The sequence below is a fragment of the Actinoallomurus iriomotensis genome (assembly GCF_030269445.1).
GTDB lineage: Bacteria > Actinomycetota > Actinomycetes > Streptosporangiales > Streptosporangiaceae > Actinoallomurus > Actinoallomurus iriomotensis.
In genome coordinates, this window is the sequence record NZ_BSTJ01000009.1 from 542,835 (window position 1) to 562,126 (window position 19,292).

20 protein-coding genes are annotated in these 19,292 nt (G+C 72.0%); 12 read left to right on the forward strand and 8 right to left on the reverse strand.

The features are described 5' to 3' along the window. Positions 1-8 precede the first annotated feature (8 nt). From QSK37_RS35025 to QSK37_RS35035, 3 genes are all read right to left on the reverse strand, one after another. Positions 9-1,238 carry a sensor histidine kinase gene (locus tag QSK37_RS35025; protein WP_285629606.1) on the reverse strand — a complete coding sequence of 410 codons (1,230 nt, stop codon included), beginning with the start codon at positions 1,236-1,238 and terminating at the stop codon, positions 9-11. Further along, positions 1,235-1,687: a hypothetical protein gene (locus QSK37_RS35030; protein WP_285629607.1), complete on the reverse strand. Its 453-nt coding sequence runs from the start codon at positions 1,685-1,687 to the stop codon at positions 1,235-1,237. The genes QSK37_RS35025 and QSK37_RS35030 overlap by 4 nt, the downstream gene beginning before the upstream one ends. Positions 1,688-1,768: 81 nt before the next feature. Further along, positions 1,769-2,422 (reverse strand): ComEA family DNA-binding protein, encoded by a 654-nt coding sequence (locus tag QSK37_RS35035; protein WP_285582408.1) that lies wholly within the window; start codon positions 2,420-2,422, stop codon positions 1,769-1,771. Positions 2,423-2,716: 294 nt separating this feature from the next. Here QSK37_RS35035 and QSK37_RS35040 point away from each other — a divergent pair, with 294 nt between their 5' ends. Genes QSK37_RS35040 through htpX form a run of 7 tightly spaced genes read left to right on the forward strand, consistent with a single transcriptional unit; the run spans position 2,717 to position 10,028 of the window. Beyond that, on the forward strand, positions 2,717-3,193 hold the full coding sequence (locus QSK37_RS35040) for a 4Fe-4S binding protein (protein ID WP_285629608.1): 477 nt from the start codon (positions 2,717-2,719) through the stop codon (positions 3,191-3,193). Further along, the gene (locus QSK37_RS35045) at positions 3,190-3,831 is read left to right on the forward strand and encodes an NADH-quinone oxidoreductase subunit J family protein (protein WP_285629609.1); all 642 of its coding nucleotides are present in this window, start codon (positions 3,190-3,192) and stop codon (positions 3,829-3,831) included. The genes QSK37_RS35040 and QSK37_RS35045 overlap by 4 nt, the downstream gene beginning before the upstream one ends. Before the next feature lie 2 nt (positions 3,832-3,833). Next, the gene (gene nuoK, locus QSK37_RS35050; protein ID WP_285582414.1) at positions 3,834-4,163 is read left to right on the forward strand and encodes an NADH-quinone oxidoreductase subunit NuoK; all 330 of its coding nucleotides are present in this window, start codon (positions 3,834-3,836) and stop codon (positions 4,161-4,163) included. After that, positions 4,160-6,142: an NADH-quinone oxidoreductase subunit 5 family protein gene (locus QSK37_RS35055; RefSeq protein ID WP_285629610.1), complete on the forward strand. Its 1,983-nt coding sequence runs from the start codon at positions 4,160-4,162 to the stop codon at positions 6,140-6,142. Before nuoK ends, QSK37_RS35055 begins: the two co-directional genes overlap by 4 nt. After that, positions 6,139-7,671, forward strand: coding sequence for a complex I subunit 4 family protein (locus tag QSK37_RS35060; RefSeq protein WP_285629611.1), 1,533 nt, complete (start codon positions 6,139-6,141; stop codon positions 7,669-7,671). The genes QSK37_RS35055 and QSK37_RS35060 overlap by 4 nt, the downstream gene beginning before the upstream one ends. Before the next feature lie 2 nt (positions 7,672-7,673). Further along, positions 7,674-9,113, forward strand: a complete 1,440-nt coding sequence (locus tag QSK37_RS35065) for an NADH-quinone oxidoreductase subunit N (protein WP_285629612.1) — start codon at positions 7,674-7,676, stop codon at positions 9,111-9,113. Positions 9,114-9,173: 60 nt separating this feature from the next. Beyond that, positions 9,174-10,028 carry a zinc metalloprotease HtpX gene (gene htpX / locus QSK37_RS35070; protein WP_285629613.1) on the forward strand — a complete coding sequence of 285 codons (855 nt, stop codon included), beginning with the start codon at positions 9,174-9,176 and terminating at the stop codon, positions 10,026-10,028. A gap of 10 nt (positions 10,029-10,038) precedes the next feature. On the opposite strand, the gene map (QSK37_RS35075) is transcribed toward htpX, so the two are convergent. Then, positions 10,039-10,821, reverse strand: coding sequence for a type I methionyl aminopeptidase (gene map, locus QSK37_RS35075; RefSeq protein ID WP_285629614.1), 783 nt, complete (start codon positions 10,819-10,821; stop codon positions 10,039-10,041). A 66-nt stretch (positions 10,822-10,887) separates the two neighbouring features. Here map (QSK37_RS35075) and QSK37_RS35080 point away from each other — a divergent pair, with 66 nt between their 5' ends. Then, on the forward strand, positions 10,888-11,223 hold the full coding sequence (locus QSK37_RS35080) for a helix-turn-helix domain-containing protein (protein ID WP_285629615.1): 336 nt from the start codon (positions 10,888-10,890) through the stop codon (positions 11,221-11,223). Between the two features lie 46 nt (positions 11,224-11,269). Beyond that, positions 11,270-12,400, forward strand: coding sequence for an epoxide hydrolase family protein (locus QSK37_RS35085; RefSeq protein ID WP_285629616.1), 1,131 nt, complete (start codon positions 11,270-11,272; stop codon positions 12,398-12,400). Here the strand turns inward: QSK37_RS35085 and QSK37_RS35090 are convergent, their stop codons facing one another. Together QSK37_RS35090 and QSK37_RS35095 are read right to left on the reverse strand one after the other, a co-directional pair. After that, complete coding sequence (locus QSK37_RS35090) at positions 12,401-13,591, reverse strand: MFS transporter (RefSeq protein WP_285629617.1); 1,191 nt, start codon at positions 13,589-13,591, stop codon at positions 12,401-12,403. It abuts the gene before it with no gap. 88 nt (positions 13,592-13,679) lie between these two features. Continuing rightward, positions 13,680-14,822, reverse strand: a complete 1,143-nt coding sequence (locus tag QSK37_RS35095) for a hypothetical protein (protein ID WP_285629618.1) — start codon at positions 14,820-14,822, stop codon at positions 13,680-13,682. Between the two features lie 41 nt (positions 14,823-14,863). On the opposite strand from QSK37_RS35095, the gene dacB reads away from it, so the two are divergent. Continuing rightward, positions 14,864-16,402 carry a D-alanyl-D-alanine carboxypeptidase/D-alanyl-D-alanine endopeptidase gene (gene dacB, locus QSK37_RS35100; protein ID WP_285629619.1) on the forward strand — a complete coding sequence of 513 codons (1,539 nt, stop codon included), beginning with the start codon at positions 14,864-14,866 and terminating at the stop codon, positions 16,400-16,402. A gap of 42 nt (positions 16,403-16,444) precedes the next feature. Here dacB and map (QSK37_RS35105) read toward each other — a convergent pair whose 3' ends face one another. Continuing rightward, positions 16,445-17,203 (reverse strand): type I methionyl aminopeptidase, encoded by a 759-nt coding sequence (gene map / locus QSK37_RS35105; RefSeq protein ID WP_285629620.1) that lies wholly within the window; start codon positions 17,201-17,203, stop codon positions 16,445-16,447. A gap of 38 nt (positions 17,204-17,241) precedes the next feature. On the opposite strand from map (QSK37_RS35105), the gene QSK37_RS35110 reads away from it, so the two are divergent. Next, positions 17,242-17,508 carry a helix-turn-helix domain-containing protein gene (locus QSK37_RS35110; RefSeq protein WP_285582441.1) on the forward strand — a complete coding sequence of 89 codons (267 nt, stop codon included), beginning with the start codon at positions 17,242-17,244 and terminating at the stop codon, positions 17,506-17,508. Further along, complete coding sequence (locus QSK37_RS35115; RefSeq protein WP_285629621.1) at positions 17,505-18,257, forward strand: alpha/beta hydrolase family protein; 753 nt, start codon at positions 17,505-17,507, stop codon at positions 18,255-18,257. The genes QSK37_RS35110 and QSK37_RS35115 overlap by 4 nt, the downstream gene beginning before the upstream one ends. 440 nt (positions 18,258-18,697) lie before the next feature. Here the strand turns inward: QSK37_RS35115 and QSK37_RS35120 are convergent, their stop codons facing one another. Beyond that, positions 18,698-19,186, reverse strand: coding sequence for a YajQ family cyclic di-GMP-binding protein (locus QSK37_RS35120; RefSeq protein ID WP_285629622.1), 489 nt, complete (start codon positions 19,184-19,186; stop codon positions 18,698-18,700). Positions 19,187-19,292: the final 106 nt, after the last annotated feature.

The following is a 19,292-nucleotide window of genomic DNA, read 5'->3' on the forward strand; positions in this document are numbered from 1 at the left end:
GGCGGCCTTCAGGCGTGGGAGGGGAGTTCGACGGTGACCACCGTAGGGCCACCGGGCGGGCTGGAGACGTCGATCCGCCCGTCCACCGTACGGACCCGGTCGAGCAGGCCGGACAGTCCCGAGCCGCCGCCCAGGGCGGCCCCGCCGCGGCCGTCGTCGTGGACGCGCAGGCACAGCCGGTCGTCCTGCTGGGTGAGGGAGAGCCGGATCCGGCTCGCGCCGCTGTGCTTGGCGGCGTTGGCGAGGAGTTCGGCGGCGCAGAAGTAGGCGATCGACTCGATCGCGGCGGTGGGCCGCGCGGCCAGGGCGATCTCCGTCTCGACCGGCACCGCGGAACGCGCGGCGAGAGTGGTGAGGGCGGTGTCCAGGCCGTGGTCGAGCGCGGGCGGGTGGATGCCGCGCACGAGTTCGCGCAGCTCCACGACGGCCTCCTTGGCGGTGGCCCGCGCGTTGTCGACGAGGGCGCGTGCGGCCTCGTCGGTGACCACGTCGCGCACCATCGTGAGCTGCATGGTCAGCGCGATCAGCCGTACCTGCGCGCCGTCGTGCAGGTCACGCTCGATCCGGCGCAGGGTGGCCGCCGCGTCGTCGACGGCGTGGGCGCGCGTCTCCTCCAGGTCCCGTACGCGCTCCTGCAGCCCCCGCCGCCCCAGCAGCCACCGCGCCAGCAGGCGGTCGGGAATCGTGGCCACGTGCATGGCCCACGGGGCCAGGAACAGCAGGGCCACCCCGCCGACGCACATGAGCGCGCCGTTGTCGAACAGAGTGTGGGAACCAGGCGCACCCTGGTTGAGATCGAGCGCGTTCTGCAGGGGACGGGTGACCAGCACCACGCCCCAGACCCAGGTGAGCGTGAGGACGTACACCTGGAGGGCGACGACGGGGAACTTCAGCAGCAGGTAGCCCATCGTGCGCCAGCCGACCGCGTCGCTGAGCCGTGTCTGCATCCGGCCGAGCGGTCCCCGCGCGGCCACCGGCCGCGCGGGCGCCTCGATCCGTTCGCCGAGGAACCGCCCGGCCAGCCCCCGGTGCAGGCCGCCGATCCGCCGCGCCCCCACCAGCCCGGCCGCCAGCAGCGGGAACCCGGCGGCGCTGACGGCCAGTCCGGCGCCCAGCACCAGCGTCGCCACCACGTACGCGAAACCGAGAGCGGCCAGCGGCGTGTTGACCAGCACGTACGCGATCTCGGCCCACGCCCGGCGGCTGACCGGCGCCCGCAGGACCGTCCCGAGGGTCATGGGCCGAGCAGGCGGATCCGCGCGTGGTTGAGGCCGCGCAGGATCCAGGGGGTCAGGTACAGGAAGGTCAGTCCGCCGAACACCGCGTGGAACGCCCAGACGCCCGCGAACGTCGGCCCGCCCCACGCGTCGTGGTACGAGCCGCCCATGCCGATCAGCCAGCGGGCCGGATAGGCGAAGTTGAGCGCCACGATCGACCACGCGTACCCGGTGATCACCAACGTCGGCAGGTCGAGCGGCAGGGCGAGCAGACCGCGCAGCCGCCTCATCGGCACGTCCCGGCCGAGCAGGGCGGAGGCGAGCCGGCGCTGGAGCCGCCCGCCGTCGGCGACCGCGGCGAGCCCGGCGAACGGGGCGAGCAGGACGTAGGCGGTGCGGCGCCAGGGCTCGGCGGTGAACGGCAGGCGCCACGGCGAGACGTGGCCGGTCATGGTCATCTCTGGCTTCATGCCCCCAATGCTCACGGACCGGCGCCCACCAGGTCGATCGTGCCAGTACGGGCGAACGAGGGTGGGGGTAGCCCCACCGCGTCAGCGGATGAACACGGAGTACTCGGCGATGTCGGACACGATGGACGGCGGCAGGTCGCACCGTACGGCGACCTCCTCGGCGGAGACGAACCCGCCGCCCTGGCCGCGGGCCTGCATGATCCGGTCGACCATCTCGTAGGTCAGGCCGGGCAGCCGGCTCAGCACCTCCGGCGGCACGTGGTTCACGTCGATCAGGCCGCCGTCGTCGAACTGCCGCGGCATCAGGTCGGGCCGGCCGACGCGCAGCTCACGCGCGAGGACGGGGTCGTCGGCCACGATCTTCCGCGCGGCCTCCCGCAGCGAACGCCGTTGCCGCGCCATGGCGACGACCTGCTCGTTCATCTGGCCGCGCACGTCGGGCCGCGGGTAGACCCGGGGACGGGCGGTCAGCGCGTGGGCCGTGCTGACCGTCCAGGTGAGGATGAACAGGAACAGGCCGAGCGCGACGCCCGCCGCGCTCCCGGAGCCGAGCCCGAGGCACGTGCCGACCACTCCGGCGCCGTACCCGGCCGCGGCGGCGCCCAGGGCGGGCGACCTGCGGCGCAGGGCGGCGTAGAGGAAGGACGCGGGCGCGCCGAAACCGCCGGTGAGCAGCGGAACCACCGCCCATCCCAGCCCCTGCGACGACGGCGCCGGAGGCCGGGGAACGCTCACCGGCGGCCTCATCGGAGGCCGCGGTTGCGGCGAAGGCCAGCCCATACGTCGATCGTACGGCGGCACCGGCCGGAAGTGACTCACACTGATTCTGACGGATTCGACGGACGGGAGGTTTCCGCCCTGCCGCTGTGATCCGTCGTGACGCCGAATTCCCGTGTATCCCCGTGGGGCCGGAGGGGCGTAGGCACGGGCTCCGGTTTGCCAACGGGCAGGGATAAGCAATCATGGTGACCCGTGGCACGCATTCCCGGATCCGGTCTGGCAAAGGGCCTCGCGGTCACGCTGCGTACGATGACCCGGCGTTCCATCACGCGGCAGTACCCCGAGGTTCAACCCGACCTGCCGCCACGCAGCCGCGGCGTCATCGCCCTCCTTGAGGAGAACTGCACCGTTTGCATGCTGTGCGCCCGGGAGTGCCCCGACTGGTGCATCTACATCGACTCCCACAAGGAGACGCTGCCCGCGCCCGAGGGCGGCCGTCCGCGGACGCGCAACGTCCTCGACCGGTTCGGCATCGACTTCGCGCTCTGCATGTACTGCGGGATCTGCATCGAGGCCTGTCCCTTCGACGCGCTGTTCTGGTCGCCGGAGTTCGAGTACGCCGAGTACGACATCGCCGAGCTGACCCACGAACGCGACCGGCTGCGCGAATGGATGTGGACGGTGCCTCCGCCGCCCGCCCACGACAAGGGCGCCGAACCACCCCGCGAGCTGCCGAAGGACCGGCTCTCCGGGAGTGCGGGGCCGGACAGGGGCAAGGCCCGGTGAGCACCGCCGACATCGTCATCCTGGCGCTCGGCGTGGTCGCGATCGGCTCCGGCGTCATGGTCGTGAGCACCCGCCAGCTCGTACACGCCGCGCTCTGGCTCGTCGTCTCGTTCGGCGCGCTGGCCGCCTCGTACGTCGTCCTCGCCGCGGAGTTCGTCGCCTGGGTGCAGGTGCTGATCTACGTCGGCGCGGTCGTGGTGCTGCTGCTGTTCGGCATCATGCTGACGCGGGCGCCGATCGGCCGTTCGGAGGACCTGGACTCCGGCAACCGCATCGTCGCGATCATCACCGCCGCCGCGACCGCCGTCGTCCTCGTCACCACCCTCGTACGGGGCTTCCGTGACGCCTACTTCCCGCTGAAGGCCAGGGTCGGCAACGGCAGCTCCAGCGTCATCGGCGCCGGCATCTTCCGCACCTGGGTGCTGCCCTTCGAGGCCCTGTCGGTGCTGCTGCTGGCCGCGCTCATCGGCGCGATCGTGCTCTCCCGCTCCGACATCGGGCCCGAGCAGGCCGAACCGGAGCCCACGCCGCCCGCGCGCCCCCGCAGCCGCCCTCCGGGCCCGCTCGCGCGGAGAAAGCCGCGCGGCGCCGACGACGAGGACACCATCGTGATCTCCCGGATCGACGAGGGGGCCTGAGGATGCACCTCGTCTATCCGGTGGTCATCGCGGCGGTGCTGTTCTCGGTGGGCGTGTACGGCGTGCTGGCTCGCCGCAACGCGATCCTCGTGCTCATGTCCGTCGAGCTCATGCTCAACGCGGTCAACCTCAACCTCGTCGTGTTCGACATGCGCTGGGCCGACCGGCTGCACGGCGGGCAGGTGCTCACGCTGTTCGTCATCGTGCTGGCCGCCGCGGAGGTCGGGCTCGGGCTCGCGCTCGTCCTGCTGATCTACCGCAACCGTCAGACGGTCGACGTCGACCGCCTGCGCACGCTGCACGAGGACAGAGAAGAAGGAGCACGCCAGTGATCGTCCTGGCGGCCGTCGCGGTTCTGCTGCCGTTCGCCGCCGCGTTCATCGGCATGATCTTCGGGCCGACCATCTCGCACCTGCTGACCCCGCTCGCGCGCCGCCTGCGCCGGAGCGTCCCGCCGGGCGCGGCGAACGGACGGGCGCGGACCCTGGCCCGGCGGCTGCCCGCCAACGGCCCCGCCCTGGTCGCGGTGCTGCCGGTCGCGGCCTCCACGGTCCTGGCCGCGGTGGTCGCCGTGGCCCAGTGGCAGCACCCGCGGCCCCGCACGGGCACGCTCACCGTCGTACGGACCGGCGGGATCCCGTTCGGCCTCTCTCTGGAGGTCGACGGCACGGCGGCGGTCGTCGCCCTGCTGGTCTGCTGCGTCGCGCTCGCCGTGCAGATCTACTCGGTCGCGTACATGCGCGACGACCCGCGCTACTCCTCCTACGCCGCGTTCGTCAGCCTGTTCACCGCCGCGATGCTCCTCGTCGTGCTGTCGGGCGACCTGCTGGCCCTGTACGTCGGCTGGGAGGTCATGGGCGTCTGCTCCTACTTCCTCATCGGCCACTACTGGCACGACCGGGCGACCTCCAGGGCGGCGGTCAAGGCCTTCCTGGTGACCCGTCTCGGCGACGTCGGCTTCCTGTTCGGCATCTTCGTCCTCGGCCTGGCGGCGCACTCGTTCGAGATCGGCACGGTGCTGGGCCGCGTGCCGTCGATGTCGCACACCACGCTCGTCGCCGGCACGCTGCTGCTGCTCTGCGGCCTCGCGGGCAAGAGCGCCCAGTTCCCGCTGCACACCTGGCTGCCGGACGCCATGGCCGGCCCGACTCCGGTCAGCGCGCTGATCCACGCCGCCACGATGGTCGCGGCCGGCGTCTACGTCGTCGCCCGCCTCTACCCGGCGTTCCTGTTCGCCCCGGCCGCGCTGGCCGTCCTCGGGGTGATGGCCGCGATCTCGATGCTCGGCGCCGCGCTCGCCGCCCTCGCCCAGGACGACCTGAAACGCGTCCTCGCCTACTCCACGATCAGCCAGCTCGCCTACATGGGCGGCGGCCTCGCCGTCGGCACCCGCGACGGCGCGCTGTTCCACCTGCTCGCGCACGGGGCGTTCAAGGCGCTGCTGTTCCTCGGCGCCGGCTGCGTCATCGTCGCGGTCGGCTCGAACATGCTGAGCGCGATGGGCGGCCTGCGGCACACCATGCCGGTGACGTTCTGGTCGATGACGGTCGGCTTCGCGGCCCTGGCCGGCGTCCCGCCCGCCAGCGGCTTCTTCAGCAAGGACACCATCCTGTCCCAGGCGTGGCACGCGACCCGGCCGGAGCACACCCAGGCCTGGTTCGCCTCCACGCCGCTGAACTCCGGCGTCCAGCGCCTGACCGTGAGCGTCCCGTCCGTGCCCACGTGGACGGCCTGGCTGGTCCTGGCCGCCGGGCTGCTCACCGCCGCCGTCACCGCCGCGTACGCCACCCGCACCTGGCTCGTCGCGTTCTTCGGCGAACGCCGGTCCGCCACGGGCGCGGGGGAGGCGACCGGGCTGATGCGCTGGCCCGTGGCGGTGCTCGCCGTTCCGGCGCTGGTCATCGGCTTCCTCGGCCTCGGCAGTGACGAGCTGCGGCCCGAACTCGGCATGACGCTCGTGTCGCTGCTGTTCGTGGTCGCGGGCGCCGGCGCGGTCTTCCTGGTCTGGAACCGCGACCCGGCGCTGGACCCGGTACGCCTGCTGGGCCCGGCCCGTCCGTTCCTGCGCGACGGCTTCCGTCTCGACGCCGTCTACGACGTCCTGGTCGTACGGCCGCTCGTGGCGCTCGCGGAGATGGTCGTGCACACCGACGAGCGGGCGGTGGACGCCGCCGTCGTCGGCACCGGCCGTGGCACGCGGCGCCTCGGCGGCCTGCTGCGCCGCACCGAGAACGGCAACCCCCAGACGTACATCTCCGGGGTCCTGGCGGGCGTGGTGCTCATCGTTCTCGCGGTGGTGGTGCTCACATGATCCTCACGGCGATGCTGGTCGTGCCGTTCGTCGGCGCGGTGCTCACGCTGTTCTCGCCCGGAGGGAGCCCGCCCCGGCTCACCCGGCTGGCCCGGCTGCACGGCCTGTTCTTCTCGGCGGTGACGCTGGTGCTCGCCGTCGTCGCGGCGGCGACCTTCGACTACGGCCGGCGCGGCCCGCAGCTCGGCTTCGACCACACGTGGGCGGCCTCCATCGGCCTGCGCTTCCACCTCGGCGTCGACGGCATCTCGCTCCCGCTCGTCGTGCTCACCGCGGCGCTGACCTTCCTGTGCATGATCTACACCGCGCGGGTGCTGCCCGCCGCCGACGAGGGCGCCGGCTCGCCGCGCGCGCTGATCGGGCTGATCCTGCTGCTCGAGGTCGGCATGCTGGGCACGTTCGTCTCCCTCGATCTCGTGCTGTTCTTCGTCTTCTTCGAGGTCGTCCTGGTCCCGATGTACTTCGTCATCGCGCACTGGGGCGGCTCGCCCGGGGCGCGCGAACGCGCGCGGGCGGCGGCGAACAAGTTCATCCTCTACACCCTGCTCGGCTCCGGCTTCCTGCTCGTCGGCATCCTGCTGATCGCGGTGAACGCGCACACGCTCGACATGACGACGCTCGCCGCCCGCCACGGCGCGGGTCTGTCGCACAACGTGCAGCTCGCCGCGTTCGGCCTGGTCGCCATCGGGTTCGCGGTCAAGACGCCGATGTGGCCGCTGCACACCTGGCTCCCGGACGCGCACACCGAGGCGCCGACCGTCGGCTCGGTCCTGCTCGCCGGCGTCCTGCTGAAGATGGGCACGTACGGGTTCGTCCGCATCGCGGTGCCGGACGTCCCCGAGGGCGCGCGGGTCCTGGCCCCGTGGCTCGGCCTGCTCGCGGTCGTCGGGATCATCTACGGAGCGCTCGCCTGCCTGGCCCAGCGCGAGCTCAAGCGCATGATCGCCTACTCCTCGATCGGCCACATGGGCTTCGTGCTGCTCGGCATCGCGACGCTCACGCCGGTCGGCGTCAACGCCGCGCTGTTCGGCAACATCGCGCACGGGCTCATCACCGGCCTGCTGTTCTTCGTCGCGGGCGCGATCAAGGAGCGGTACGGCACCGGCGACCTCGACACCCTCGGCGGTGGCATGCTCGCCAAGGCGCCGTACCTCGCCTCGATCCTCACGTTCGCGGCGGTGGCGAGCCTCGGACTGCCGGGCCTGGCCGGGTTCTGGGGCGAGATGCTCGCGCTGCTCGGCGCGTACCAGCCGCACGCCGGGCTGCCGCGCGCGACGTACGTGACGTTCATGGCGCTGGGCGGTCTCGGCGCGGTCCTCACCGCCGCGTACTTCCTGCGCCTGCTCTCGCGGGTCACCCACGGCGCGGTCGCCGAGCGCTGGGTCCGCACGAGGTTCTCCGACGTCCGCGCGCACGAGCTGCTCGCCTGGACGCCGCTCATCACGGCCACGCTGTTCATCGGCCTGTGGCCCAAGACGCTCCTCGACCTCACCGACGGCGCCGTACGCGTGCTCCTGGGGGGCCGTTGACGATGATCCAGACGATCGACTACCTCGCGATACTGCCGACGCTGATCGTCGCGGTCGGCTCCGTGGTGGTGCTCATGGCCGACGCGTTCGGCACGCCCCGGCGCGTCACCGGCCTGCTGACGGTCCTCATCCTCGCCGCCGCGGCCGTCGCGCTCGTGCCCGGCCACGGCCGTACGACGTTCTGCACCGGGTCGTCCTGCTCCTACGTCGCCGACGACTTCGCCACGCTCTTCCAGGCGATCGTGCTGCTGACGGCGCTCGTGGTCGTGCTGCTGTCGCACGGAGAGATCGGCCGCTCGGCGCTCCCGGCCGGGGAGTACCACTTCCTGCTGCTCGCCGCCGTCACCGGTGCACTGCTGCTGGCCTCGGGCCGGGACCTGATCACGCTCGTCGTCGCGCTGGAGACGCTGTCGCTGCCGGTGTTCGCGCTGGTGGCCCTGCGCCGCTACGACGGGGTGGCGAGCGAGGCGGCGCTCAAGCTCTTCCTCGTGTCGGTCGTGTCGTCGGCGGTGACGCTGTTCGGCATCAGCCTGGTGTACGGCGTGACCGGCGCGATGCACCTCGACCGGGTCGCGGCCGGGCTGACCCGCGTGCCCGCGGACCTCAAGCCGGTCGCCGCGGTCGGCGTCGTCGCGGTGATCGCCGGGTTCGGCTTCAAGGTCGCGGCGGTGCCCTTCCACTTCTGGGCGCCGGACGTCTACCAGGGCGCGCCGCTGCCGGTCGCGGCGTTCCTGTCGGTCGTGTCGAAGGCGGGCGGGTTCGCCGGCCTGACGCTGGTCCTCACGGCCGGGTTCTGGCCGCTCGGCGGCACCTGGGGACCGCTGCTCGGCGTGCTCGCGGCGGCCACGATGACGCTCGGCAACCTGCTCGCGATGCGCCAGCGCGACGTGGTGCGCCTGCTCGCCTGGTCGTCGGTGGCCCAGTCGGGGTTCATGCTGGCGCCGCTGGCCGGCGGCACCCGCGTCCGGCCGCACGAGTGGATGACGGCCACGGCCGCGTACGTCGCCATGTACGCGATCATGAACATCGGCGCCTTCGCGGTGGTCACCGTCGTCGCCCGGCGTGGCCGCCGCGACCTCGGCGACTACCGCGGCCTGGCCCGCGCCAACCCGGGCATCGCGATCGCCCTGGCGTTCTTCCTCGTCTGCCTGGCCGGCCTCCCGCCGGGGGTCATGGGCCTGTTCGCCAAGGTGGTCGTCTTCAAGGCGGCGGTCGGCGGCGCCGCGACCTGGCTCGCGGTGATCATGGCGGTGAACACCGTGCTCGGCCTCTACTACTACCTGGGCTGGGCGGCACGTCTCTTCACTCCCGCCGAACGGGCCGAGACGGTGCGCGTCGGCCGTACGGGCGGCATCGCCATCGCGGTCTCCCTGGCCGGGGCGCTGGTCGTGTCGGCGGCTCCTGAGCTGGTCCTCCACGCGGCGGCGCTGGCCGTTCCGTAAGGGGGAACATCCCTCCTGGTCAGACCGTTTTACTAACGGGAGTCCGGGGAGGTCTTCAAGGTGCGGTTCAACGGCGTCCGTACGGCGGTCCTGCTCGGCGCGCTGTCGGCCCTGATCGTGGTCGTCGGAGGCGCGCTCGGCGGACGCACCGGTCTGACCATCGCGATCGTGATCGCCCTGCTCACCAATGGTGTCGCCTACTTCGCGAGCGACCGCATCGCGCTGTCGGCGATGCGCGCCCGGCAGGTCAGCGAGGTCGAACAGCCCGCGATGTACCGCATCGTGCGCGAGCTGTCCACGGCCGCCCGCGCTCCGATGCCGCGGCTCTACGTCTCACCCACCGTCGCGCCCAACGCCTTCGCCACGGGCCGCAACCCGCGCAACGCGGCGGTCTGCTGCACCCTGGGCATCCTGCAGATCCTCGACGAGCGCGAGCTGCGCGCCGTGCTCGCCCACGAGCTGTCGCACGTCTACAACCGCGACATCCTGATCTCCTCGGTCGCCGGCGCGCTCGCCGCGGTCGTGACCTGGATCGCCAACCTCGCCTGGTTCCTGCCACTCGGCAACTCCGACGACGACGAGGGCGGCATCCTCGGCGCGCTGCTGCTGATGCTGCTCGGCCCGATCGCCGCGACCATCGTCCAGCTGGCCATCAGCCGCACCCGCGAGTTCCAGGCGGACTCCTCCGGCGCCCAGCTCTGCGGCGACCCACTGGCCCTCGCCTCGGCCCTGCGCAAGATCGAGCACGGCACGCGCCAGCTCCCGCTGCCCGAAGACGGCCGCCTGGCCTCGGTCAGCCACCTCATGATCGCCAACCCGTTCCGCGGCGAGGGCATCGTCCGCCTGTTCTCCACCCACCCGCCGACGGCCGAGCGCATCGCCCGCCTGGAACAGATGGCCGGCTACCGCCGGTAGGTGTCGGCCCTCACGAGTGCGCCTGCTCGGGCAAGGTGAGAATCTCGGCTCCGTCACGGGTGATGGCGATCGTGTGCTCGCTGTGTGCCGTCCGGCAGCCTGTCGCGCTTCGGAGGGTCCAGCCATCGGCATCGGTGACGAACTCGGCCGTGTCCGCCATGATCCACAGCTCCAGTGCCAGCAACAGCCCAGGGCGCAGCCGATAGCCACGACCGGGCCGGCCGGCATTCGGAACGTGCGGGTCCTGGTGCATCGTCGAGCCGACGCCATGACCGCCGAACTCGGTGTTGATCGGGTACCCCGCTTCGCTCAGGACCGAGCCGATGGCGTGGGAGATGTCACCGATGCGAGCCCCCGGCCCGGCGGCGGCGATCCCCGCGTGCAGTGCGCGCTCGGTCGCACTGATCATCTTCACGCTCTCGGGGGGTGCTGAGTCGCCCACGATGAAGCTGATGGCGGAGTCCGCGACGACCCCTCCTCTGGAGACGGCGAGGTCGAGTGACACCAGATCGCCGTCGGCGAGCGTGTAGTCGTAGGGCAGCCCATGCAGCACCGCGTCGTTGACGGAGGTGCAGATGTAGTGACCGAACGGCCCGCGTCCGAAGGACGGCGCGTAGTCGACGTAGCAGGACGACGCTCCGGCTTCGGCGATCATGGCCCCGGCCCACCGGTCGATGTCCAGAAGGTTCGTGCCGACCGCGCTGCGGCTCTTCAGGGTCTGCAGGATGTCGGCGACCAGCGCGCCGGTGTCCCGCGCTCGTGACAGATCGGTGGGGTTCAAGATTTCGATCATGTGGTGCCTTCCACCCGCGACCAATAACTATCCCGGCCATAGTATCCCGGTATTAGAATTGGAGTCATGGTCAGGTCGCCGCTCACTCCCGCAGAGGTCGAGCGCGGGCAGCGCCTCGGTGCGCTGCTGCGTCGCGCCAGGGGGGACCGCTCGATGCTCGACACCGCGCTGGACGCAGGCGTCTCGCCGGAGACTCTTCGGAAGATCGAGTCTGGTCGGGTGGCCACCCCTGCCTTCCCGACCATCGCGGCGATCGCCGATGTCCTTGGCCTGTCCCTCGATGCGGTGTGGGCCGAGATCAATCGACCCGAACGCGGCACCGTGCCGGCGAGCTCTGGTCGCAACGCACACGCGAACGCGAGGGCGCGGCTCTCGGCCAATGTCCTCGGTCAGTACGGCTAGGGCATCAGGTCAGAAACCGGCCTGATCGGTTCCTAGCGTGTGCGCCATGAGCATCACGCCCTTTCGCATCGACATTCCCCAGGCCGACCTGGACGACCTGAACGACCGGCTGGCGCGCACCCGTCTGCCTCGGCCGGTGCCGCCCGGAGACGGATGGAGCCGCGGCGTCCCGGCCGACGTCGTCGCCGAGTGGGCCGACCACTGGCGTACCAGGTACGACTGGCGGAGGCACGAGGCCGAGCTGAACGAATTCCCGCAGTACACCACCGAGATCGACGGGCAGGACGTGCACTTCCTCCACGTCCGCTCGCCGGAGCCGGACGCCCTCCCGCTGATCCTCACCCACGGCTGGCCGAACTCCGTCGTGGAGTTCAGCCGGCTCATCGGCCCGCTCACCGACCCGCGCGCCCACGGCCGTGACCCCGGCCGGGCGTTCCACGTGGTGGCGCCCTCGGTGCCGGGATTCGGGTTCTCCGCCCCGCCGCGCGAGACCGGCTGGGGTCCGTCGCGTGTGGCGCGGACCTGGGTGGAGCTGATGCGCCGCCTCGGCTACGACCGGTACGGAGCCCAGGGCGGTGACCTCGGCGCGTACGTCGCTCCGGAGGTCGCCAGGGCCGCTCCGGAGCACGTGGCCGGCGTCTACGTCATCAGCGGGCTCGGCATCCCGACCGAGGCGGACCTGCCCGAGATGACCGAGGACGAGCGCGCCGCGTACGCGCGGATGATGGAGCAGGACTGGGTCCGCGGCGTCGACCACCACGCACTCCTCCGCGCCGCCCCGCAGACCTTCGCGTACGGCTGGCACGACTCACCGGTCGCGGCCCTGGCGTGGATGCTGCAGAAGTTCCACGAGTTCAACGCCGGCGGCAAGCCGCTGGAGGAGGCCATCGATCGCGACCTGTTCCTGACCAACCTGACGGTCTACTGGCTCACCGGTACGTTCGGGACCTCGGCGTGGCCCTACTACGACAGCGCCGCCTCCGCGTGGCCCGAGGGCCAGAAGCAGGTGCCCACCGGGGTGTACAGCGGACCACCCGGGATCCGTCGGCTCGCCGAGCGCGGCAACACCATCGTCCACTGGCCGGAGGACAACCCCGCCGGGCACCACTTCATCGCCATGGACCGCCCCGGCGACCTGGCCGCCGACATCGGCAGGTTCTTCGCCGAAGTGCTGTGATCAGGAGTCCTCGCCGTCCGGCAGCGGCCGCACGTTCCCGGTGATCAGTGCGGCCAGCGCCAGGAGCACGGCGACCGCGGTGAGGGCGCGCAGCACGGTGAACCGCTGGCCGAGGAACCCGATCAGCGGTGGCCCGCCGAGAAAGGCGCAGTAGCCGATCGAGGCGATCACGCTGACGCGCGCGGGCGCCCGGGCCGGATCGTCGGCCCCGGCGCTCATCCCCACCGGGAACCCCAGCGAGGTGCCCGCGCCCCACAGGACCGCCCCGGCGAAGGCGACCGGCGTGGACGGACCGAACACGAAGAGCACGAGCCCGGCGACGGCCAGCAGCGAGATCGCCCGGATCACCACGACCCGTCCGTACCGGTCGAGCAGGCCGGGCCCGACCCACCGGCCGGCGGTCATCGCGGCGAGGAACACCGCGAATCCCAGCGTGCCCAGGGTGGCGTCCGAATGGTGGCCGTCGATGAGCGCCACGCTGATCCAGTCGTTCCCGGTGCCCTCGGCGAAGGCGAACGCGAGGACGAACAGCCCGATCAGCAGCGTACGGGGCTCGGTCCAGGCGTCACGGGAGCGGCCGCGCTCCTCCGCGGAGTCCTCATCCTGGTCGGGCACGAACCGCTGGACCGCGAGCGGCACCACCGCCGCCACGACGACCGCCACTCCCAGCAGGTGGGCGGTGACGGGGACGCGCAGCGCGACCATCCCGGCGCCGATGACCGCCCCGGCGACCGTACCCAGGCTGAACCCGGCGTGGAACCGGGACATGATCGAGCGGTTGAGGAGGCGCTCGACGCGGGCGGCCTGGACGTTCATGGCGACGTCCCAGGCGCCGTTTCCCAGGCCGATCAGGAACAGCCCGCCGACGACCGGCGGCACGCCGGCGAGGTAGCCGAGGGAGACGATCACCAGCCCGACGGAGAGGAGCAGGGCCATCGCGGAGACCATCCGGCGCGACCCGAGCCGGGCGAGCACCGGCCCGGACAGCGGCAGGGCCAGCACCGAACCCGCCGCGATGGCGAGCAACACGAGCCCGAGCTCGGAGGGCTGCAGGTGCAGCCGGTCCCGGACCTGGGGAATGCGCGCGGCCCAGCTGGCGAACGCGAAACCGGTCCCGATGAAGGCGACGTACGTGGCACGGGTGGCGGCCCGCACCCGCGCGGGCGAGGGGGCGGTCTCGGACAGGATCAAAGCGCGGTCCTCGAAGTGGGGGAAAGCGCCCTGGCGCGGGCGAGTTTCACGGTACGCCCAACACCGGTCTGGTCGAGCCGGGAGGAGGTCACCAGAACGGGTCCGGGTGCGCGGGGGCGCGGTTCCCCACGCGGTCGTAGATCGCGCGCAGCCACGGCGCGCGGACCTCGGGCAGCCGCGCCAGCGTGCGGAGGAAGACTCTCCGGTCGGGCCGGAAGCGCATGGACGGCAGCAACGGGGGCGGGTCGTCGCGCCAGGCGTCATCGGGCCACCGCCCCGCCCCGGGAACAGGTCTGCGGTCGTGGTGGCGGGCGAGATACGCCCAGACCTCGGCGGCCAGCGGCACTGTCTCCCCCGCGTACGGCCATGTCTCACCGGTCCGCGGATGCCGGGGGACGAGCGCGATGTCGGCGTCGGTGGACCGGCCCGGTCCGGCCAGAGCCAGGTTCCTCGCCGGCGGCCCCGGCGGGAGCAGCGCGTCGAGCGCCGGGCCGAACGTCTCGGCGACCAGCCCGTCCGGGAGGTTCACCCGTACGCCCGCCGACACCGCCAGCAGGTGGGCCAGGGCCGCCGAGACCGCCACATCCCACAGCGGGCTCCACATCCCGGACGACTCGAGCGGCGGCACGCCCTCCGGCAGGGCGTGCCAGTCGGCCGCCCGATGGGGAGGGTCGTCGCCGGTGAGGCGTCGCACGGCCAGTGGATCCAGCCACACCGCCTGCCAGTACGAACAGTCGTCGACGCGGGTCGCCACCGCCCGCCCGCACCGCACACACGCGAGGTTCGGGCCGTCCCGGCCGTCCAGCCCCAGGCAGCCGTCGCCGCGGTCCGGGACGAAGGCCGTGCCGCGGACGTCACCCGGTGCGATCACGACGGCTCCCCGCGGCCCGTACGACAGGGAGCACACCGGCGCGTACACGCCGCGGGCCCCCGCCTCGTCGGCGCCCACCTCGTCCCACGGCCGCCACGGCGGCCCGAAGGGCTCCGGATCCACCGCGAACGTTCCGGGCTCCATGAGCGGAGGCAGGAACTGATGGCCGTACGTGTGGTGCGCGTTGACGGGAAGCGCGACCCGCGACACCGGCGCGGTCAGCGCGGCACCGCATCCGGCGCACCCGAACACGACCGTCGCCGCCGCACCCTCCCGCCCGTCATCCAGGTCACCCGATCGCCGTACCGCGTCCACTGCGTCGCCCCCGCCCGGCCTCTCCGCGCATCCGGTTCCGGCCATCGCCGCCACTGTTCGGTAAAGATCTTTTACTATCGTCCGTCATGCGACGATCAACCGGATTGGCCCTGTTGCTCGCAGGAGGGGTGATCGCCGGTTCCGGCGTCGCCGTTCCGGCTCAGGCCGCCGTCGGCTCGGCCCCGACGCGCGCGGCCGCCCCCGGCGATCTGAAGACCGACATCGACCGGATCCTGTCCGACAGCCGCCTGAGCGGCGCGACCGCCGGCGTGACCGTGCGGGACGCCCGTACCGGCGCGGTCCTGTACTCCCACGACGCCGACACGCGCGTCGTCCCGGCCTCCAACAACAAGATCGAGACGTCCGCCGCGGCGTTCGGGATCCTCGGCACCGGCTACCGGTTCCGTACGGACGTCTCCACGCGCGGCGGCACGCTCTACCTCAAGGGCACCGGCGACCCGACGCTGGGCGCGGCCGCGTACGACCGGCTCGCCGCGGAGGTCGCGGCCAAGGGCATCAAGACGGTCAAGGGCGGCCTGGTCGCCGACGACAGCTGGTTCGAGGGCCCGCGGCTCGGACCCGACTGGGACCCGACCGACTTCCCCTACTACTACGCCGCCGAGATCTCCGCGCTGACCGTCGCCCCGGACGACGTCTTCGACGTGGGCACGGTCGACGTCGTCGTCACGCCGACCACGCCCGGCCGGCCGCCGAAGGTCTCGCTCAGCCCCGAGACGGGCGCCGTCACGATCGATGACAAGGCGACCACGGGCGCGCCCGGTTCGGCCTCGACGGTCTCGGTGGACCGTACGGTCGGCACCAACACGATCGTGGTCAGCGGTTCCATCCCCGCGGACGGCACGTTCGACGACCTGGCCACCGTGCCGGACCCCGCGCTGTACGCCGCGGACGTGTTCCGGCGGGCGCTGAAGGCCCACGGCGTGACGGTCGAGGGCGACACGACGCACGGCACGACGCCGAAGGGCGCCAGAGTCGTCACGACGCGGCGGTCGATCCCGCTGTCGCGGATCGCCACCCCGTACCTGAAGCTGAGCAACAACATGATTGCCGAGACCCTCGTCAAGGAGATCGGCCACAAGGTCACCGGGCACGGGAGCTGGACCGCGGGCCTGCCGGTGGTCGCCAAGTACCTCAAGTCGCTCGGGGTGGACACCTCGCAGGTCAAGCAGACCGACGGTTCGGGGCTCGGCCACACGAACTACACGACGGCCACCCAGATCAGCAACGTGCTGCGAGCCGCGCAGCGCAAGAGCTGGTTCCCGGTCTTCTACAACGCGCTCCCGATCGCCGGACAGCCCGACGAACTCGTGGGCGGCACGCTCCGCTCGCGGATGGCCGGCACCCCGGCGGCCGGCGACGTACACGCCAAGACCGGCACGCTGACCGGCGTCAGCGCGCTGTCGGGATACGTGAAGGACCCGGACGGCCGGCCGCTGATCTTCTCCATCGTCTTCAACGGCTACAAGGGCGGTGCTCCCACCGACCTCCAGGACAGGATCGCCGTCCGGCTCGCCGGCGGCCCGTCCGCGGCGACCTCCGCCGTACGGTCCACCGCGCGCTCCTCGGCGCAGAACCTCGAGTGCTCCTGGACGCACTCCTGCTGACACGCCACCCGAGAACCGCCCCGTCTCGTACGGGGCGGTTTCTTATCGGGTGAGGATTTCCGGGCCGTCCGCGGTGATAGCGACGGTGTGCTCGAAGTGGGCGGCGCGGCTGCCGTCGGCGGTGGCCACCGACCAGCCGTCGGCGAGCGTACGGCCCTCGTCGCCGCCGCTCTCGATGAGCATCGGCTCGATCGCGATCACCAGGCCCTCGCGGAGCTTCATGCCGCGCCCGGGCCGCCCGGTGTTGGCCACGTGCGGGTCCTCGTGCATGGCGGTGCCGATGCCGTGGCCGCCGCAGCCCTCGAGCAGCCCGTACGGCCGGGCGGTGCTCTCCACCGCGTACGAGACGTCGCCGAGCCGCCCGCCGGGTACGGCCGCCGCGATCGCCGCCGTCAGGGCCTCGCGGGTGACCTTCATGAGGCGTTCGGCGGCGTCGTCCACCTCGCCGACGGGCACGGTCACCGCGGCGTCGCCGTGGTAGCCGCCGACGATCGCGCCGCAGTCGATCGACAGGATGTCGCCGTCCTTGAGCCGCCGTCCGGTGGGGATGCCGTGCACGATCACGTCGTTGACCGACAGGCAGAGCGTCGCCGGATACGGGGGTTCGGCCCACTGGGGGCGGTAGCCGAGAAACGAGGACTCGGCCCCGTGTTCCTTGATGCAGGCGGCGCCGATGGCCTCGAGCTCGGCCAGGCTGATGCCCGGCTCGACCGCGTCGGCCACGCGCCGCAGGGTCACGCCCACCACGTGTCCCGCCGCCCGCATCTGGTCCAGCTCCGCCTGATTCTTCAGAGTCACCATGAGGGTAGATTTTAATACCAGCCATATAATCTCTGTCCATGGTGCGCACCCCACTGACCGAAGACCAACGCGACCGCGGCCGTGCCCTCGGTCAGATCCTGCGCGCGGCCCGCGGCCCGCGCAGCGCGGCCTCCGTCGCCGCCGACGCCGGAATCTCCCTCGACACCCTGCGCAAGATCGAACGCGGCGCGATCGCCGCCCCGGCCTTCTTCACGGTCTCCGCGCTCGCCGCGACCCTCGGCCTCGACCTGACGGACCTGGCCCGGCGCCTGGAGATCGCCGAAAGCTCCCGCCTGGCCGGATGACCGACGCACGGGAGGTGCTGACGCGGCCCGCGCCGCCCCCGGACCTGACCCTGCGGTACGGCCCGCATCCGGACCACGTCATCGACGTACGCCTGCCCGCTGCCTCTCCGGGGCCGCTCGTCGTCGTGCTGCACGGAGGCTTCTGGCGGTCCGCGTACGACCGTACGCACACGGGTCCGATGGCGAGCGCACTGGCCTCGGGGGGATGGGTGGTCGCGATCCCGGAGTATCGCCGTACGGGCCAGGAGGGCGGCGGCTGGCCGGGCACGTTCGAGGACGTCGCAGCGGCGCTGGACGCCGTACCGTCGCTGCTGGAGCCGTACACCGCGGCGCCGCCGGTGGTGCTGGGCCACTCGGCGGGCGGCCACCTGGCACTGTGGGCCGCGACCCGGCCGGCGGCGCGAATGCGGGCGGTGGTGTCGCTGGCCGGCTGCGCCGACCTGGGGATGTGCAGCGACCTGCACCTGGACGACGGCGCGACGGACCTGCTGCTGGGAGGCTCGCCCGCCGAGGTGCCGGACCGGTACGCCGCCGCCGACCCGGTTCGGCTGCCCGTGCCCTCGGCTCCGGTGAGACTGCTGCACGGCACGTCCGACGACCGCGTCCCGATCGAGGTGAGCCGCTCCTACGCCGCGCGCCGGGACGCACCGTTGCGGGAGCTTCCCGGGGTCGGCCATTTCGCCCTGATCGACCCGCTGTCCGGCGCCTGGCCGGCCGTACTGGAGTCGCTGCCGCTGCGCCCCCGGTAAGCGGTGGTCCCGGAAGGCGAAAAGCCCAGGTCATGTGCCTGATGAGGCGTTTTCTGGTGATTTCCCTGGGGCAGAATGCGCGATAGATGACGGTGCTCGTTAGGAGGTCGCGTGAGTATCTGGAAGCATGTGACGCTTACCGCGGCAGGGCTGGTATTCGCGGGCGGCACCGCACTCCTGGGAGGCCCGGCCGGCGCGGCCACCCGCGCCGAAGCGGCCGCCGTGACCCCTGTGACCAGCGGTGAGCAGGCGCCCACGTTGAGACCTCCACGCTGCCGCACGTACGTACGGGGCCGCTACGAGCGCAGGCGCGTGCGCGGAAGGGTCCGCCGGGTCTGGGTGGCGGGTCACTGGCTGCCCCGAGGCTGTCGCCGGTAGCCCGATCGGGTGAGGGGGCCGCGACCCCCTCACCGCCAGGCCGTTCGCGCCGGGCGCCGCCGCTAGCGGTAATTCGTGAACTGGAGGGCGACGTCGAGGTCCTTGCCCTTGAGCAGCGCGATCACCGACTGGAGCTCGTCCTTCTTCTTGGAGGTGACCCGGAGCTCGTCCCCCTGGATCTGCGCCCGGACCCCCTTGGGCCCCTCGTCCCGAATGATCTTGCCGATCTTCTTGGCGTCCTCCTGGGAGATGCCCTCCTTGAGGCCGACCGTGAGCTTGTAGAGCTTCCCGGACGCCTTGGGCTCCCCAGCGTCGATGGACTTGAGCGAGATCTTCCGCTTGACGAGCTTGTCCTTGAACACGTCGAGCACGGCGTTCGCCCGCTCCTCACTGTTGGCCTGCACCTCGATGCTCTCCCCGGTCCACCGGATCCCCGCATCCACGTTCCGGAAGTCGAACCGCGTCGCGATCTCCTTGGCCGCCTGGTTCAGAGCGTTGTCCACCTCCTGCCGGTCGATCTTGGACACGATGTCGAATGATGATTCAGCCAAAGGACAACTCTATTCTTCCTGGTCACGGTCGTCTATGCGCGATTCCATCACGGCATCGGGCGCCTGGTCGTCCGGTGCCTCGTCTGTGTCCGGTTCCCACACAGGT

Bases quoted from the DNA above. Each gene is read 5' to 3' on its own strand.
- QSK37_RS35085 (WP_285629616.1), top strand. From the start codon at position 11,270: ATGAGCATCACGCCCTTTCGCATCGACATTCCCCAGGCCGACCTGGAC.
- QSK37_RS35025 (WP_285629606.1), bottom strand. From the start codon at position 1,238: ATGACCCTCGGGACGGTCCTGCGGGCGCCGGTCAGCCGCCGGGCGTGG.
- dacB (WP_285629619.1), top strand. From the start codon at position 14,864: ATGCGACGATCAACCGGATTGGCCCTGTTGCTCGCAGGAGGGGTGATC.
- nuoK (WP_285582414.1), top strand. From the start codon at position 3,834: ATGCACCTCGTCTATCCGGTGGTCATCGCGGCGGTGCTGTTCTCGGTG.
- QSK37_RS35040 (WP_285629608.1), top strand. From the start codon at position 2,717: ATGACCCGGCGTTCCATCACGCGGCAGTACCCCGAGGTTCAACCCGAC.
- QSK37_RS35060 (WP_285629611.1), top strand. From the start codon at position 6,139: ATGATCCTCACGGCGATGCTGGTCGTGCCGTTCGTCGGCGCGGTGCTC.
- map (WP_285629620.1), bottom strand. From the start codon at position 17,203: ATGGTGACTCTGAAGAATCAGGCGGAGCTGGACCAGATGCGGGCGGCG.
- QSK37_RS35095 (WP_285629618.1), bottom strand. From the start codon at position 14,822: ATGGCCGGAACCGGATGCGCGGAGAGGCCGGGCGGGGGCGACGCAGTG.
- QSK37_RS35110 (WP_285582441.1), top strand. From the start codon at position 17,242: ATGGTGCGCACCCCACTGACCGAAGACCAACGCGACCGCGGCCGTGCC.
- map (WP_285629614.1), bottom strand. From the start codon at position 10,821: ATGATCGAAATCTTGAACCCCACCGATCTGTCACGAGCGCGGGACACC.
- QSK37_RS35065 (WP_285629612.1), top strand. From the start codon at position 7,674: ATGATCCAGACGATCGACTACCTCGCGATACTGCCGACGCTGATCGTC.
- QSK37_RS35115 (WP_285629621.1), top strand. From the start codon at position 17,505: ATGACCGACGCACGGGAGGTGCTGACGCGGCCCGCGCCGCCCCCGGAC.
- QSK37_RS35030 (WP_285629607.1), bottom strand. From the start codon at position 1,687: ATGAAGCCAGAGATGACCATGACCGGCCACGTCTCGCCGTGGCGCCTG.
- QSK37_RS35080 (WP_285629615.1), top strand. From the start codon at position 10,888: ATGGTCAGGTCGCCGCTCACTCCCGCAGAGGTCGAGCGCGGGCAGCGC.